Source organism: Micromonospora sp. NPDC049497 (assembly GCF_044465805.1).
Classification (GTDB): domain Bacteria; phylum Actinomycetota; class Actinomycetes; order Mycobacteriales; family Micromonosporaceae; genus Micromonospora.
Genome location: NZ_JBITMC010000008.1, coordinates 14,805 through 30,189 on the forward strand (window position 1 = coordinate 14,805; position 15,385 = coordinate 30,189).

Here is a 15,385-nt window from a genome sequence, read left to right on the forward strand (position 1 = left end):
GTGTGCCGCCCTACTCGACCGCGAGGTGGCGGGGCGCGTCGGGTGCGGGGTAGCCGAGGATCTGGACGAGGTCGCCGGTGGCCGCGACGAAGGCCCGGTGGACGTCGTCGTCGAAGTGGTTGCGCCAGTCGCCGGCCCGGCCCGAGCGGTAGTGCGGGTTCGACCCGGAGTCGCCGGGCGTGCGGCGCATCCTGGCGAAGCTGTAGCGGGCCAGCAGGGCGGCCAGGTCGGCCGGCGGGAGGACGATCCCGCAGTGTCGCATCAACCGGTCGACCTCGTCCTGCTGCCGTTCCCCGGTCAGGTCCTCGTACCGGAGCAGCCGGAAGGTGTCCGCACCCGGCGCGAGTGCCCACGACCGGAGCGTCCGGTAGAGGCCCCTGTCGGCGAGGTAGTCGATGACGTGCAGCAGGCCGTCGCGTACCGGGCTCTCCCGCAGGACCTTGCGCACCCGGGGGATGTCGCCCATCGGGGCGTGCGACCCGCGCAGCGAGAAGTAGCTCGACACGACGATGTCGCGGGGATCGCGCAGCACGAAGAAGGCGCGGTGCGCGTCCGGCTTCGGGATGCTCCGATAGCGTTCGTAGGGCAGGAACGCGGACAGGGACACGTGCCCGGGTGGCGGAACGGACCGACGGTTGCCCCGGGCCAGGCGCGGGACGTACGGCAGCAGCCCGCAGTGGCGATAGACGACGGGATCGCTGAACAGCGACTTCATCCACTGGCTGCCGGTCTTGTGCACGGTGAAGTGGTAGAGGTTCTCGTACCCGCAGTGCCGGCTCACCGGAACGGTCAGCCGGAGCCTCGCGTTGTGCGCATCGAGCATCGTCCGCCGCACCAGGACCCGGGCGGAGTCAGGGGTGTGCTGCTTGGCCGACCTGATGGTCCGAGCGATCATCCTCCGGACCCTAGCGGGGCCGCCACGTGCGGCGACAGCGCGAAGCCGCCGGCCGCCACCTGTGCATCCGGTGGTTCGGCACCGGTAACCCGGCGGTCAGGTCACCGCCATCTTCGGATCGGCGACGATCGGCGAGGATCACTGCCACGGGCTCTGGGCGCCGTCGAACTCCTCGAAGACCAGCCAGGTCCGCGTGGACAGCACACCGGCGATGCTCTGCACCCGGTTGAGCACCACGTCCCGCAGCGTCGCGTTGTCCGGCGCCCGGACCATGGCCAGCACGTCGTGCTCGCCGCTCAGCAGCGCGACGTGCTCGATGTAGCGCACCCGGGCCAGCTCCGCCGACACCTCCCGCCAGGTGTTCTGCTCGATCGTCAGGGAGATGTACGCCGACGTGCCCAGCCCGGCCGGCTCCGGCGCGACCTGGGCGCGGAACCCGGTGATCACCCCGTCCCGCAGCAGCCGCTCCACCCGCGCGTACGCGTTGGTGCGGGAGACGTGCACCCGTTCGGCGAGCGTGCGGATGGAGATGCGCCCGTCGCGGACCAGTTCGTCCAGGATCCGCCGGTCGACCTCGTCCAGTGGCCCGGCCGAACGTCCCGTTCCGCCCGCCACGCCCGGTGCCGGTGTGGGCTCCTGGCTCATGCGACTCCCTCCCGGATGTCAATCGTCCCGCGTTCGCCACGGATATTGAGTCAATCATCCGACAGCAGGAGCATAGGTCCACCACACGTCCAGGAGGTCCCCGCCGTGACGACCACACCCCAGGCGGTCCGCAGGGAATCCCCGCGGAAGGGCCGGCCGGCCACCCCGGCCGCGCCCGACCCGTCCGCCGGCCTGCTGCCGCAGTCCGAACCGGTCCGGTTGCTGAACCCGGACGGCACCCCGCTGCCGCCCCGCGCCGACTACCCCGAACCGCCCGTCGAGGCCCTGCGCGAGATGTACCGGCGCATGGTCGTCGGGCGCCGCTTCGACGTGCAGGCCACCGCCCTGACCAAACAGGGCCGCCTCGCCGTCTACCCGTCCTCGCGCGGCCAGGAGGCCTGCCAGGTCGGCGGCGTCCTCGCGCTGCGCGACGACGACTGGGTGTTCCCCACCTACCGTGAGTCGATGGCGCTGGTGTCCCGGGGCATCGACCCGGTCGAGGTCCTGACGCTGCTGCGCGGCGACTGGCACTGCGGGTACGACCCCGCCGCGCGTCGCACCGCCCCGCAGTGCACCCCGCTCGCCACCCAGTGCGTGCACGCCGCCGGGGTGGCCTACGGCGAGTCCTACCAGGGCCGGGACTCCGTCGCGCTCGCCTTCATCGGCGACGGCGCCACCAGCGAGGGCGACTTCCACGAGGGCGTCAACTTCGCCGCCGTGTTCAAGGCCCCGGTCGTCTTCTTCGTGCAGAACAACGGGTACGCCATCAGCGTCCCGCTGTCCCGGCAGACCGCCGCGCCCTCCCTGGCGTACAAGGGCGTGGGGTACGGCGTGCCCAGCGAGCAGGTCGACGGCAACGACCCGGTGGCCGTGCTCGCGGTACTCACCCGGGCGGTGGCACACGCCCGGGCGGGCCACGGTCCGTACCTGGTGGAGGCGCACACCTACCGGATGGAGGCGCACACCAACGCCGACGACGCGTCCCGCTACCGGGACGCCGACGAGGTCGAGGCGTGGCGGGACCGGGACCCGGTGGCCCGGCTGGAGACGTACCTGCGGGCCCGGGGCGTGCTGGACGACGCCGGCGTGGCCGCGATCGCCGAGGAGGCCGAGGCGTACGCGGCCGACCTGCGCGACCGGATGAACACCCAGCCCACGGTCGACCCGATGAGCCTGTTCGACCACGTGTACGCCGAGCCGACCCCGCAGCTGGTCGAGCAGCGCGAGCAGGTCCGCGCCGAACTGGCCGCCGCGGCCGAGCAGGAGGGGGACGCCTGATGGCCACCATGACCATGGCGAAGGCGCTCAACGCCGCGCTCGCCGACGCGCTTCTCGAGGACGAGCGGGTCGTCGTCTTCGGCGAGGACGTCGGCCAGCTCGGCGGCGTCTTCCGGATCACCGACGGTCTCCAGGCGCGCTTCGGCGACAAGCGCTGCTTCGACACCCCGCTCGCCGAGGCCGGCATCGTCGGCTTCGCCGTCGGCCTGGCCATGTCCGGGCTGCGACCGGTCGTGGAGATGCAGTTCGACGCGTTCGCGTACCCGGCGTTCGAGCAGATCGCCTCGCACGTGGCGAAGCTGCGCAACCGCACCCGGGGCAAGCTGAGCGTGCCGATGGTCATCCGCGTGCCGTACGCGGGCGGTATCGGCGGCGTCGAGCACCACTGCGACTCCTCCGAGGGCTACTACGCGCACACCCCGGGCCTGAAGGTGGTCACCCCGGCGACCGTGCAGGACGCGTACTCGCTGCTGCGCGAGGCCATCGACGACCCGGACCCGGTCGTGTTCATGGAGCCGAAGAAGCTGTACTTCGCCAGCGGCGAGGCCGAGCTTCCGGCCCGGACCGAGCCGTTCGGCCGGGCCGTCGTGCGGCGCGCGGGCACCGACGCCACGCTTGTCGCGTACGGGCCGGCGGTGCCGGTCGCGCTGGAGGCCGCGGAGGCGGCCCGCGACGAGGGCTGGGACCTGGAGGTCGTCGACGTGCGGACCATCGTGCCGTTCGACGACGGCACCGTCGCCGCCTCCGTGCGCAAGACCGGCCGGTGCGTGGTCATCCAGGAGGCGCAGGGCTTTGCCGGCGTCGGCGCGGAGATCGCCGCCCGGGTGCAGGAGCGCTGCTTCCACGCCCTGCACGCCCCGGTGCTGCGGGTGTCCGGCCTGGACATCCCGTACCCGGCGCCGATGCTGGAGCACACCCACCTGCCGTCGGTGGACCGGGTCCTCGACACGGTGGCCCGCCTGCAGTGGGACGACCAGCCCGACAGCCGCTGGCTCCCGCAGGGGAGCGCGGCATGACGACCGTGGCGAACGAGCGGGTCTTCCTCCTGCCCGACCTGGGCGAGGGGCTCAGCGAGGCGGAGATCGTGCAGTGGCGCGTCGCCGTGGGTGACGTGGTGACCGTGGACCAGACCGTCGTCGAGGTGGAGACCGCCAAGGCGGTCGTCGACGTGCCGTGCCCGTACGCCGGTCGGGTCGTCGCGCTGCACGGCGCGGAGGGCGAGGCCCGCCCGGTCGGCCAGCCGCTGATCACCATCGCCGCCGACGGCGCCGAGCCCGCCGGGCACGCCACCTACCGCGAGGAGGAGCGGGCCGGCTCCGGCAACGTCCTCATCGGGTACGGCACCGGCCACGGCGGCTCCCGGCGGCGGCGCCGGCCCCGGCTGGCGGTGGCCCCGCAGCCGCATACGCCCGAGCCCGCACCGGCTCCCGCGGCCTCGGCGGCACCGGCACCCGCCGCGGCGCTGGTCATCTCCCCGATCGTGCGACGGCTGGCCCGCGAGCACGGGCTCGACCCGGCGACCCTGCGCGGCTCCGGCCCCGGCGGCGTGGTCCGGCGGGCCGACGTCGAGGCGGCGGTGCGGGCCGCCACCGCCGCGCCGGCCGCGCCGCTGGCCGCCGTGCCGGACCTGCCGGACGGTGCCGAGGATCTGGTCATCCCGTTGACCGGCATCCGCAAGGCGATCGCCGACAAGCTGTCCCGCAGCCGTCGGGAGATCCCCGAGGTCACCATCTGGGTCGACGTGGACGCCACCGGGCTGCTGGAGACCCGGGCCGCGATCAACGCGGCCACTCCGGACGCGCCGGTGAGCATCCTCGCGCTGCTGGCCCGGATCTGCCTGTCCGGGCTGCGCCGCTACCCGCAGCTCAACGCCCGGGTCGACACCGAGGGGCAGCGGATCGTCCAGTCCGCCGGGGTGCACCTGGGCATCGCCGCGCAGACCGACCGCGGCCTGGTCGTCCCGGTGCTGCGGGACGCCCAGCGGCTCACCACCGCCGAACTGGCCGCCGCGCTCGCGGAGACCACCGCGGCGGCGCGGGCCGGCACGCTCCCGCCCGCCCGGCTCACCGGCGGCACGTTCACGCTGAACAACTACGGCGTGTTCGGCGTCGACGGCTCCACCCCGATCATCAACCACCCCGAGGCGGCGCTGCTCGGGGTCGGGCGGATCGTCGACAAGCCGTGGGTGGTCGACGGACAGCTCGCGGTGCGGAAGGTGACCCAGCTCAGCCTCACCTTCGACCACCGGGTCTGCGACGGCGGGGTGGCCGGCGGCTTCCTGCGCCACGTCGCCGACTGCGTCGAGCAGCCCGCCCTGCTCATCGCGAACGTCTGACGCGCACGGGGTCCCGACCGCCCTTCCTGAGCGGCGGGACCCACGCGTTTCGCGCCCCGCCGCCCGGGAATGCGCCGCTCGCGATCCGCGAGGGGAGGCGCAGGTGGCGTATCCGGACATGCCCAGCGCAGTCGGGGTGCGACAGCACTCGGTCGCCGGCGCGCCACTGCTCTGCGACGCCCAGGAGCACGGCCTGGCCGGCGACGGCACGACCAACGACCAGCCGGCCCTGGCCGCGCTGGTGAACCGGCTCGGTGACGCGCATGCCGCCGACGGGCGGGCGCGGATCATCTACTGCCCACCCGGGGTCTACTCCATCCGCGACGCCGGAACCGTGTGGCGTACCGGGGTGTCGTTGCTCGGCGCCGGGCCGGGCGCCACCCGGTTCGTGTTGAGCAACTCGGGCAACCGCGCCGATCCGACCCCGCTGGCGTTCCACACCGCGCAGCTGCACGGCGCCAGCCGGGAGCGGCACCTGGCGGACTGCATGTTCGCCGACTTCGAGATCGACGGTTCCGGCGTCGCGTCGGCCGACTTCAACCCGCTCGCCAAGGGGCTCGGCCTCCAGTACCTGGTCCGTGGGGTGTTCCGCAACCTGTACATCCACCACACCGCCGCCACCGGCCTGGGCTGCGACTTCCTGCAGGACTGTCTCATCGACGGGCTGCTCGTCACGGGGTGCGGACGGCTGGACAACGGCACCGAGATGGGCGGCGCCGGCATCGGGGTCGGGATCGGCGGCTGGGGCAGCGTCGAGCGGTTCAATGTCATCAACTGCAGCGCGGTGGCCAACGCCACCAACGGCATCTTCATGGAGTTGCAGGAGGGCGGGAAACTGCGCCCCCGTGGCATCCGGATCATCGGCTGCCACGCCCAGGGCAACCGGTTCGGCATCTCCGACTGGGGTGCCAACGGCCTGATCGTCTCCGCCTGCACCATGACGGGAAACCTGGAGGCGGGCTTCAACGTCTCCGCGAAGGGCACCACCGGGACCGCCGGCCGGGGTGGCATCCTGACCGACTGCGTGATCGACGGCAACATGCGCGACGGGGTGAGCATCGGAAACACCCCCGGCCCGTACACGCTGCGGGGCAACCGGATCAGCGGCAACGGACGGTACGGCTACCACCAGCGCAGCCTCGGCGGCACCGAGGAGCTGGTGGCCGAGGAGATCGTCATCGAATCGAACGACTTCTACGGCAACAGCGGCGACGCCATCCGCATCGACCGCCCGGTGCGGGACCTGTTCGTCGTCGGCAACCGCATCCGTAACAACGGGCGGCAGTGGGCGCCGGCGATGACCGGGCACGGCGACTCCGTCAGCTACCGGGAGAAGGAGGTCGTGGACCGTCGGGCGACATGGCCGAACGACGGTCACCGGGGCAAGGTGCTACGGGTCGGTCGGGAGATCGCGGTGGTCGCCGCCAACGACGACACCACGCTCACCCTCGCTCCGATCCGGCCGGACTCGTCGACCGGCTGGAGCGGCCAGGTCCCGACACCCGGGACCCCGTACGAGCTGCCGTCGGCGCCGCAGGTCCGGGCCGGGATCACCATCGGCGCGGCCGTCGACCACGCGACCATCCGCGGCAACCGGATCTGGGACAACCGGGAACCGAGCGCTCAGAACCACGGGCTGTGGATCACCGACCGGGGTAGTTGCGTGGACTGCCGGGTGGAGGACAACGACCTCGCCGGGAACGCCGACTCCGCGATGCGGCTGGACACGCCCCCGATCGGCGGGCGGTGGGACCGCAACCACGGCGACGACCCGTCCTGACGCGGTGGCGACCGTGGCGTCGCGGTCGTGAAAACCGGGCGGACGGTCCCTCGCGGTGCCGGTGCGGGACGAGGGGGCCGGGCGGGCGTCGTCGGGTCGAACGGGCGCAGGACGTGCGGCCCGGCGTGTATGAACCCATTCCGGGGTGGACCGGGAAATTGTTCGCGCCATTGTCTCGGCGATTTCGTGAAAATTGCGCGCATAACTGCGTGAGGTGGAGAGAATGTGTCCGAGGGACATCAAATACGGGGGGACGCAACATGGAACTGAGGCGACGATTCACGCTGTTCGCAGTGACCGTCGCGGCCGCGCCTCTGGCCCTCGGTGCCTGCACCGCCGAGGGGAAGCCGGCCGGCCGGCCGGCGCAGGGCCAGGCCGCCCCGCCCGAGTTGACGGTCACGCCCGCCGACCGGGCCCGGGACGTGCCGCTCACCGCCGAGGTGGGCACCGCGGTCACCGGCGGCCGGATCACCGCCGTCCGGATCACCGACGACAAGGGCGGCCAGGTTCGGGCGGAGCCGCGCGAGGACGGGTCGGGGTGGGTGCCGGCCGCGCCGCTGCAGCCGAAGCGCACGTACACGGCCGAGGTGACCGCGACCGGCGACTCCGGTAAGACGACCACGCGGAAGACGACGTTCACGACGATGCCGAAACCGACCGGGGCGGCCGTCACCAGCACGCTCTATTTCGCCGGTAATCGGACGTACGGCACCGCGATGCCGGTCACCGTCGCATTCGACCCGCCCATTCCGAAAGAGGCTCGGGACGACGTCCAACGACGATTGTTCGTGAAGACGGATCCGCCGCAGCCGGGCGTCTGGTCGTGGGTCGGCGACGGCAGTCAGGTGTACTACCGCGCACCCGACTTCTGGCGACCCGGCACCACCATCAGCGTCCGCGCCGGCCTCGCCGGCCTGCTGATCGGCAAGGACAGGGTCGGCGACGAGGACCGGACCGCCACGTCGAAGATCGGCCGGCAGGTCGCACTGGAGATCGACAACGCCACCAAGCAGATGTCCGTCGTCCGCGACGGCAAGGTCGTGCGGAAGATTCCGGTGAGCATGGGCAAGCCGAGCACGCCCACGTCCAGCGGCAAAATGGTGATCATGGAGAAGCACCAGCAGACGACCTTCGACACCCGGGGATCGGCCGACCCCTACGTGGTCGACGTCGAGGACGCCCAGCGCCTCACCTGGGGTGGCGAGTTCCTCCACGGGGCACCGTGGTCGGAGGGGGACCAGGGCAACACCAACGTCTCGCACGGCTGCACCAACCTCTCCGCAGCCGCCGCGGACTGGCTCATGGGCGTCACCCAGGTCGGCGACCTGGTGACCATCAAGGGCACCGAGGTCCAGTTGACCGAGGGCAACGGCTGGACCGCGTGGAACGTCACCTGGGACCAGTTCGTCAGGGGCAGCGCGCTGCCGGTGCCGGCCGGGCTGGCGCCCAGCCCGTCGCACGCGCCGCACCCGGGCGCCGTCGCCGGAGGTTCCCCGGCGCCGGCACCGTCGGTCCGCGGCGGCTGACGAGCCCGTACGGCACGTGGAACGGCCCGCCCGACGGCGGGCCGTTCCACGTCGGCTCGCGCCGGCTCAGGCCAGCGGCACCCGAGCGATGCCCGGCCCGGTCAGGCTGCCCAACCAGAGCCGGTCGCCGTCCTGGCGCACCCCGGTGATCATGTCGTACGCCCCCGACGGCCCGTGCAGGGTGCGCAGCACCCGCCCGTCACCGTCGACCAGCGCGACCAGGCCGTAGCGCAGCGGTTTCGGCTGCACGGCGGCGGGTAGCACCGCGACCAGCTGCCGCAGCCGGGGGTGCGGCAGGAGCCGCTCGACCACCGGCACCCGGGGGCTGGGCAGGGCGATCCAGTACGTGCCGTCGCCGACCGGGGTCACGTTGTCCGGGTACGCCGGCAGGTCGGCCAGCACGGTCACCGTGCCGTCGGGCAGGGCGACGCGGACCAGCCGGTGCGTGGAGGTCTCCACCAGCATCAGCGCCGACTCGTCCGGGGTGAGCGCGATCCCGTTCGGGAAGTACAGCCCGTCGCAGACCACCTCGGTGCGCCCGCTGCCCGGGTCGTACGCGAGCACCCGCCCGTTCGGCCGGTGCTCCAGCAGGTCCCGCTTCCAGTGCGAGACCGGGAACCGGTACGAGCTGTCGGTGAAGTAGACCGTGCCGTCGCGGGCGATCGTCGCGTTGTCGGCCAGGTGGGGCGTCTCCCCGTCGCCGCTCAGCTCCCGCACCGCGCCGTCGTCGGTGATCCGCAGCAGACCCCGGTACGCGTCACAGACGACGAGGCTGCCGTCGCGGGGGTCGACCTCCAGGCCCAGTGGGCGGCCGCCGGTGTCGGCCAGCAGCTCCGGGCGGGTGCCGGCCGGCGCGTCCGCGGGCCATCGGAAGATCCGGCCGTCCTCGGCGCCGCTGACCGCCCGCCCGGACGGGTCGATGACCACGTCCTCCGGGCCGGCCGAGCCCTCCGGCAGAGGCAGGAGCTCGACGTCGTCGAGCCGGGTGTCGGTGGGTGCCCACGGCCCGTCCAGGGGCGGCGGCACCGTGGCCGGCTCGCGGAGGGGACGGATCAGCAGGGGCACGCGGGAGCGGGGGGCGACCATCCGCCCATTCTCACCCGCCGATGCCGCGCGGGGGAGCCTCCGGCGGTGTCAGAAGGCCAGGATGAGGGTCATGGCCGCGTAGCTCGCCAGCAGCAGCACTCCCTCGAAGCCCAACCGGCCCCAGCCGCACGCCTGCCGAACCAGCAGGCCGCCGAGCAGAACGGTGGTCATGAACAGCGCGCTGGCCGTGACGAACAGTTCCTCGCGCCCGGCGGCGTGGTAGATCGAGCCCTCCCGGTACGCGATGTCGCCGACCACCAGGTTGAGCGCGTCCAGGCTGTTCCCGCCGAGGACCGCGGCGATGGCCAGGGTGGGGGCACCCCGGCGGACGGCGGCGACGGCGGTGACGGTCTCCGGGAGCGCGTTGACCGCCCCCATGAGGATGGCGCCGACGAAACCGGCGCTCAGGCCGGTGCTGACGACGATGCTCTCGGCGGCCAGGGCGATCAGCCAACCGCCGGCCGCCACGACCAGGCCGACGGCGACGAACCGGCTCCACAGCCAGGCGGGACTGCGCCGGTCGAGGCTGCCGTGGGCGTGCGGGATGTCCGGCAGGGTCTCGGTCGTGGCCACCGCCTCCCACAGGGGACTGGCCCCGGAGCGGCGGATGAGGTGCAGGCCGCCGACGTAGCAGCCGATCATGGCCAGCGAGGCGGGGTGCACACCGATCACCGTCGCCCCCGGGGCGAAGCTGCCCAGCAGGGCCAGGGAGAGCAGGGCGATGAGCAACGCCCCGAACAGCACGTTCGGCAGCGACGCGGCGGCGTGTTCGAGGTTGACCCGGCGGTGGAACGCGTCGGCGACGGCGACCGCGGTGGTCTGGGCGGCGATCCCGCCGACCGCGTTGCTGTAGCCCAGCTCCGGCTGGGCCGAGGTGGCGGCGACCGCCGTCATCACGATGCCCGACAGGGAGGTGGCCAGGCCGAAGAAGACCGCGCCGAAGAACGCCTCGCCCCAACCGGTCCGGTCGGCCAGGGTGTCGCCGAGGGTGACCAGGCGGATGCTGCCCAGCACGGTGAGCGCGCCCGCGACGGCGAACACCGCGATGCTCAGGCCGGGTGGCCACGGCAGCGAGGTCAGGTCCGGCGGCACGACCGGTGGTCCCGCTGCCGGGCGGCCCGGCTGAAGGCGTACGAGCCGATCGGCGGGACGTCGACCACGTGCGCCTCCCACCGTCGCGCCGCCGGGTTGACCGGCCCCCGCGCCGGGCCGGCGGGGCGCGGGGGTCTACCCGCGCGGAGACGGCGGAAACGGTCAGCGGTCGCTGAGGCTGCCCAGCAGAACCGCGCGGGAGGATCGGCGGGTCAGATCCTCGGCGACGCTGCCCAGCAGGCGGTCCCGGAGCCCGTGCCCGTGCCGGCCGGCCACCAGCAGGTCCACGTCGTGCGCCTCGGCCATCGCGAGCAGCGCGTCCGCCGGGTGGCCGACGACGACCTCCGTGGTCGGCTCGGGCAGGTCTCCGGGTAGGCCGCGGACCCGCTCGTCGAGCATCCGCCGGGTCGCCCGCCGCTCGTCCTCGGCCTCCCGACCGATGCGGTCCGGACTGGTCACGCTGACCAGCACCAGCTCGCCGGTGGTGCCGGCGAGGGTCCGGGCGACCGCCCGCAACGCCCGGTCGGAGTCCGGCGAGCCGTCCACGCCGACCAGCACCCGTACGCCGTCGCCGGTCCGTCGCGGCCGGCCCTCGCGTACGTCGACGGGGCGGGTCGTGGCGCGGCCCCGCTCGACGGCGATGGGGATGAACAGGGGGCCGAGCAGCCCGCCGACGACGTACCAGAGCAGGTGCGCGTGACCGGCGCGGAGGACGAACCAGGCGGCGGTGACCAGGCCGACGGTCAGCCACACGGTGACGAAGAGCAGAACGGACCAGAGATCAGGCACGCGGGTGACTACCCGAGGTGGCCGTGGGTAAGCCGGGTACTGGGACGATCACCACGTCGCCGGTGCGAGGTGTGTCCCGGCGGCGGCGGATAGGGTTTCCTCAGGTGTGCCGGGAAGTCTGGTCGGCGATGGATGACGCGTACCCTGCCGACGAGGAGTTTTCGTGACCGACGCCGACCGGCGCCGCCCCAGCCTGTTCGCCCGCCGCTCCTGGCCCGAGACGAGCCGCATCTCCGGGATCCTCCGGAGGGAGACCGTCGGCGGGGCACTCCTGCTGATCGGAGCGTTGCTGGCCCTCGTCTGGTCGAACTCCCCCTGGTCGGAGAGCTACCAGGCGCTGCGGGACGTGAAGGTCGGACCGGCGGCCCTGCATCTGGACCTGAGCCTGGGCAAGTGGGCCGCCGACGGTCTGCTGGCGGTCTTCTTCTTCGTCGCCGGTCTGGAGCTCAAGCGCGAGTTCGTCGCCGGAGACCTGCGCGACCCGCTGCGCGCGGCCGTGCCGGTGTCCGCCGCGGTCGGCGGCGTCATGGTGCCGGCCCTGCTGTACGTCGTGATCGCCGGTGCCGAGGCACCCCGGGGCTGGGCGATCCCGACCGCCACGGACATCGCCTTCGCCCTCGCGGTGCTCGCTGTCATCGGCCGGTTCCTCCCGTCCGCGCTGCGCACCTTCCTGCTCACCCTCGCCGTCGTCGACGACCTGCTCGCCATCATGATCATCGCGGTGTTCTACACCGCCGACCTGGCGGTGCTGCCGCTGCTCGGCGCGCTGGTGCCGCTGGCGGTCTTCGGCCTGCTCGTGCAGCGGCGGGTGCGGTCCTGGTGGCTGCTGCTGCCGCTGGCCGCCGCGACCTGGGTGCTGGTGCACGAGTCCGGTGTGCACGCCACGGTCGCCGGTGTGCTGCTCGCCTTCACCGTCCCGGTGCTCCGCAGCGACGCCGCCGGCGGCCCGAACGCCGGGCCCGGGTTGGCCGAGCACTTCGAGCACCGCATCCGGCCGATCTCGGCCGGCGTGGCGGTGCCCATCTTCGCCTTCTTCTCCGCCGGGGTCACCGTCGGCGGCCTGACCGGTCTGGCCACGTCACTGAGCGACAAGGTCGCGATCGGCATCGTCGTCGGCCTCGTCGTCGGCAAGCCGGTCGGGATCCTCACCGCCACCTGGCTGGTCTCCCGGTTCACCCGGGCAGAGCTCGGCCAGGGCCTCAAGTGGGTCGACGTGCTGGGCCTGTCGCTGCTCGGCGGCATCGGCTTCACCGTGTCCCTGCTGATCGGCGAGTTGGCCTTCGGCCTGGGCAGCGAACGCGACGACATCGTCAAGGTCGCGGTGCTCACCGGATCCCTGCTCTCGGCGGTGCTCGCCACCTTCATCCTGCGCGCCCGCAGCAACCTCTACCGGCGGGTGCACGAGGAGGAGACCGCCGACCGGGACCGGGACGGCGTGCCGGACGTCTACGACGAGAACCCCACCGACCCGACCCGCCACTGACGCGTACCGCCGGCCGGCCCCGATGTGGGCCGGCCGCCGGCACCGTGCGGACGAGCCGCCGCCGGACCGAGGCGACCGCTCCCGACGGCGGCGAAAAACGGGTCGGCGGCCTCCCCGGGCGCTGTTAGGGTGGTCGGCGACCGGACCGCGGATCGTGGGCGCGGGGTGTGACGGTCGGAGTGACGAGGAGCAGACGTGGCAGGTGACGACGACATCTCCGGGTGATACCGGAGTGTCCGGCCGGCGAGCAGGCGCGCGACAGCGGCGCCGCCCTGGCCGTGCCGTCGTTCCCTGACCGCTTCCGCTGGGCCGCCCCGGCGCGCGCCCACCTCACCCGCGAGGTCCCCGCCATGCCCGACATGTCCGTCGTCTGTACCCACCTGTCCTTCTCCTGGCCGGACGGCACCCCCGTCTTCGAGGATCTCTCCTTCGCCGTGGGCGGTGGCCGCACCGGCCTCGTCGCGCCCAACGGCGCCGGCAAGACGACGCTGCTCCGGCTCATCGCCGACGAACTCGCACCCACCTCCGGCAGCGTGACGGTCGACGGGGCGCTCGGCTACCTGCCGCAGGATCTGCCGCTCGCCGGTGACCTGACCGCCGCCGAGGTGCTCGGCGTCGCCGGCACCGTCGCGGCACTGCGCGCCATCGAGGCCGGCGACGCCGCAGAGGAGCACTTCGCCACCGTCGGCGACGACTGGGACGTCGAGGAGCGCACGCGCGCCGAACTGGACCGGCTCGGCCTCGACGACGTCACCCTGGACCGCCGCCTCGACACCCTCAGCGGCGGGCAGATCGTCTCCCTCGGCCTGGCCGCGCAGCTGCTCCGGCGGCCCGACGTCCTCCTGCTCGACGAGCCCACCAACAACCTGGACGTCGACGCCCGGCACCGGCTGTACGCGGTCCTGGAGGAGTGGCGCGGCTGCCTGCTGCTGGTCAGCCACGACCGGGCGCTGCTGGACCGGATGGAGCGCATCGCCGAACTCGACCGCGGGTCGATGACCTTCTTCGGCGGCAACTACACCGCGTACGCCGACGCCGTCACCGCTGCCCAGGAGCTCGCCGAACGGAACGTGCGCTCCGCCGAGCTGGAGGTCAAGCGGGAGAAGCGGGAGATGCAGCAGGCCCGCGAACGGGCCGACCGCCGCGCCGGCAACGCCGCCCGGAACATCAAGAACGCCGGGCTGCCGAAGATCGTCGCCGGCAAGCTCAAGCGCAACGCGCAGGAGTCGGCCGGCCGGGCCGACCAGACGCACGCCGCCCGGGTCGACGACGCCCGCGCCCGGCTCGACGAGGCCAGCCGCGCACTGCGCGACGACCAGGCGATCACGCTGGACCTGCCCGACACGGCGGTTCCCGCCGGACGGACGCTCGTGGTCGGTGAACGACTTCGCGTACGCGGGCTCTTCGGCACCGACGGCGTCGGCCTGACGATCCGGGGGCCGGAGCGGATCGCGCTGACCGGGCCGAACGGCGCCGGCAAGTCCACCCTGCTGCGGCTGCTGGACGGGTCCCTGCTGCCGGACTCGGGCTCGCTGCGGCGGGCCGAGGGCCGGGTGGCGTACCTGTCGCAACGGCTCGACCTGCTCGACGAGGACCGGACGGTGGCGGAGAACGTCGCCGCGTACGCCCCGGGCCGGCCGCAGGCCGAGCGGATGACCCTGCTGGCCCGGTTCCTGTTCCGGGGCCAACGGGCGCACCTCCCGGTCGGGGTGCTGTCCGGCGGGGAACGGCTGCGCGCCACCCTCGCCTGCGTCCTGTACGCCGAACCGGCGCCGCACCTGCTGCTGCTCGACGAGCCGACCAACAACCTGGACCTGGTGAGTGTGGGGCAGTTGGAGAACGCGCTGCAGGCGTACCGGGGGGCGTTCGTGGTGGTCAGCCACGACGAGCGGTTCCTGGCGGAGATCGGGGTGCAGCGGTGGTGGCGGCTGGACCACGGGCGCCTGCGGGAGGCCGGCCCATCCGAGGGCCTTTGACCCCCGTCCTCGTTTTGCTGTGATGAGCTGGGGGACACGCCTGCCGGGCCGCCGAGATCCGACCGAAGGAGGACACGACATGACCGCCGCCATGCCGGAGGTGATCGCCCGCTACTACCGGGCGACCAACGAGCGCGACCACGACACCCTCGTCGGCTGCTTCACCGACGACGCGATCGTCTCCGACGAGAACCGGACCCACGAGGGCCGGGCGGCGATCCGGGCCTGGCGCGAGCGGACCGCGGCCGCGTCCGACTTCACCGCCGACCCCGAGGCGGCCGACGAGGAAGCCGGCGGGAACGTCGTGGTGACGACGGTCGTGTCGGGTTCGTTCCCGGGCAGCCCGATCCGTCTGCGGCACCGGTTCACGCTGCACGACGGCCTGATCGGCGCCCTCGACATCCGGCCGTAACGCTCGCCGCTCGCCGCCGATCGCCGGCGCCGGGCGGTACCCGCGGTCGGTGCCCCGCCGAACAGATTTCGTGAAACGTCGCCGACGC

The 15,385-nt window shown here is 73.2% G+C and carries 13 protein-coding genes; 8 read left to right on the plus strand and 5 right to left on the minus strand.

The genetic code is table 11. The features are described 5' to 3' along the window. Positions 1-10: 10 nt before the first annotated feature. Both ACIBR0_RS13680 and ACIBR0_RS13685 read right to left on the minus strand, forming a co-directional pair. On the minus strand, positions 11-895 hold the full coding sequence (locus ACIBR0_RS13680; protein ID WP_396715382.1) for a sulfotransferase domain-containing protein: 885 nt from the start codon (positions 893-895) through the stop codon (positions 11-13). A 138-nt stretch (positions 896-1,033) separates the two neighbouring features. Continuing rightward, a complete protein-coding gene (locus ACIBR0_RS13685) occupies positions 1,034-1,540 on the minus strand; it encodes an Lrp/AsnC family transcriptional regulator (RefSeq protein WP_357038392.1) in 507 nt (168 codons plus the stop codon). A gap of 72 nt (positions 1,541-1,612) precedes the next feature. Between ACIBR0_RS13685 and pdhA the strand changes: the two genes are divergently transcribed. From pdhA to ACIBR0_RS13710, 5 genes are all read left to right on the plus strand, one after another. Continuing rightward, positions 1,613-2,818: a pyruvate dehydrogenase (acetyl-transferring) E1 component subunit alpha gene (gene pdhA, locus ACIBR0_RS13690; RefSeq protein ID WP_396715774.1), complete on the plus strand. Its 1,206-nt coding sequence runs from the start codon at positions 1,613-1,615 to the stop codon at positions 2,816-2,818. Further along, positions 2,818-3,834 carry an alpha-ketoacid dehydrogenase subunit beta gene (locus ACIBR0_RS13695; protein ID WP_396715384.1) on the plus strand — a complete coding sequence of 339 codons (1,017 nt, stop codon included), beginning with the start codon at positions 2,818-2,820 and terminating at the stop codon, positions 3,832-3,834. The genes pdhA and ACIBR0_RS13695 overlap by 1 nt, the downstream gene beginning before the upstream one ends. Then, positions 3,831-5,153 (plus strand): dihydrolipoamide acetyltransferase family protein, encoded by a 1,323-nt coding sequence (locus ACIBR0_RS13700; RefSeq protein ID WP_396715386.1) that lies wholly within the window; start codon positions 3,831-3,833, stop codon positions 5,151-5,153. Before ACIBR0_RS13695 ends, ACIBR0_RS13700 begins: the two co-directional genes overlap by 4 nt. A 103-nt stretch (positions 5,154-5,256) precedes the next feature. Next, a complete protein-coding gene (locus ACIBR0_RS13705) occupies positions 5,257-6,933 on the plus strand; it encodes a right-handed parallel beta-helix repeat-containing protein (protein ID WP_396715388.1) in 1,677 nt (558 codons plus the stop codon). Between the two features lie 260 nt (positions 6,934-7,193). Next, positions 7,194-8,459 carry an Ig-like domain-containing protein gene (locus ACIBR0_RS13710; RefSeq protein WP_396715390.1) on the plus strand — a complete coding sequence of 422 codons (1,266 nt, stop codon included), beginning with the start codon at positions 7,194-7,196 and terminating at the stop codon, positions 8,457-8,459. Positions 8,460-8,525: 66 nt separating this feature from the next. Here ACIBR0_RS13710 and ACIBR0_RS13715 read toward each other — a convergent pair whose 3' ends face one another. The 3 genes from ACIBR0_RS13715 to ACIBR0_RS13725 all read right to left on the minus strand — a co-directional run bounded on the left by ACIBR0_RS13715 (position 8,526) and on the right by ACIBR0_RS13725 (position 11,426). Further along, complete coding sequence (locus tag ACIBR0_RS13715) at positions 8,526-9,545, minus strand: SMP-30/gluconolactonase/LRE family protein (RefSeq protein WP_396715392.1); 1,020 nt, start codon at positions 9,543-9,545, stop codon at positions 8,526-8,528. Between the two features lie 48 nt (positions 9,546-9,593). After that, positions 9,594-10,637, minus strand: coding sequence for a sodium:calcium antiporter (locus ACIBR0_RS13720; RefSeq protein WP_396715394.1), 1,044 nt, complete (start codon positions 10,635-10,637; stop codon positions 9,594-9,596). 162 nt (positions 10,638-10,799) lie between these two features. Beyond that, entirely contained in the window at positions 10,800-11,426 is a 627-nt protein-coding gene (locus ACIBR0_RS13725; RefSeq protein ID WP_396715396.1) for a universal stress protein, read from the minus strand. Between the two features lie 163 nt (positions 11,427-11,589). On the opposite strand from ACIBR0_RS13725, the gene nhaA reads away from it, so the two are divergent. The 3 genes from nhaA (at position 11,590) to ACIBR0_RS13740 (ending at position 15,297) form a co-directional block, all read left to right on the plus strand. Then, positions 11,590-12,909 carry a Na+/H+ antiporter NhaA gene (gene nhaA / locus ACIBR0_RS13730; protein ID WP_396715398.1) on the plus strand — a complete coding sequence of 440 codons (1,320 nt, stop codon included), beginning with the start codon at positions 11,590-11,592 and terminating at the stop codon, positions 12,907-12,909. A gap of 350 nt (positions 12,910-13,259) precedes the next feature. Next, positions 13,260-14,885 (plus strand): ABC-F family ATP-binding cassette domain-containing protein, encoded by a 1,626-nt coding sequence (locus ACIBR0_RS13735; protein ID WP_396715776.1) that lies wholly within the window; start codon positions 13,260-13,262, stop codon positions 14,883-14,885. A 79-nt stretch (positions 14,886-14,964) separates the two neighbouring features. Continuing rightward, a complete protein-coding gene (locus ACIBR0_RS13740; RefSeq protein ID WP_396715400.1) occupies positions 14,965-15,297 on the plus strand; it encodes a nuclear transport factor 2 family protein in 333 nt (110 codons plus the stop codon). Positions 15,298-15,385 lie beyond the last annotated feature (88 nt).

Excerpts from the sequence above, each read along its gene's own strand:
- ACIBR0_RS13680 (WP_396715382.1), bottom strand. The coding sequence starts at position 895 with ATGATCGCTCGGACCATCAGGTCGGCCAAGCAGCACACCCCTGACTCC.
- ACIBR0_RS13735 (WP_396715776.1), top strand. The coding sequence starts at position 13,260 with ATGCCCGACATGTCCGTCGTCTGTACCCACCTGTCCTTCTCCTGGCCG.
- ACIBR0_RS13715 (WP_396715392.1), bottom strand. The coding sequence starts at position 9,545 with ATGGTCGCCCCCCGCTCCCGCGTGCCCCTGCTGATCCGTCCCCTCCGC.
- ACIBR0_RS13740 (WP_396715400.1), top strand. The coding sequence starts at position 14,965 with ATGACCGCCGCCATGCCGGAGGTGATCGCCCGCTACTACCGGGCGACC.
- ACIBR0_RS13700 (WP_396715386.1), top strand. The coding sequence starts at position 3,831 with ATGACGACCGTGGCGAACGAGCGGGTCTTCCTCCTGCCCGACCTGGGC.
- ACIBR0_RS13710 (WP_396715390.1), top strand. The coding sequence starts at position 7,194 with ATGGAACTGAGGCGACGATTCACGCTGTTCGCAGTGACCGTCGCGGCC.
- ACIBR0_RS13695 (WP_396715384.1), top strand. The coding sequence starts at position 2,818 with ATGGCCACCATGACCATGGCGAAGGCGCTCAACGCCGCGCTCGCCGAC.
- ACIBR0_RS13685 (WP_357038392.1), bottom strand. The coding sequence starts at position 1,540 with ATGAGCCAGGAGCCCACACCGGCACCGGGCGTGGCGGGCGGAACGGGA.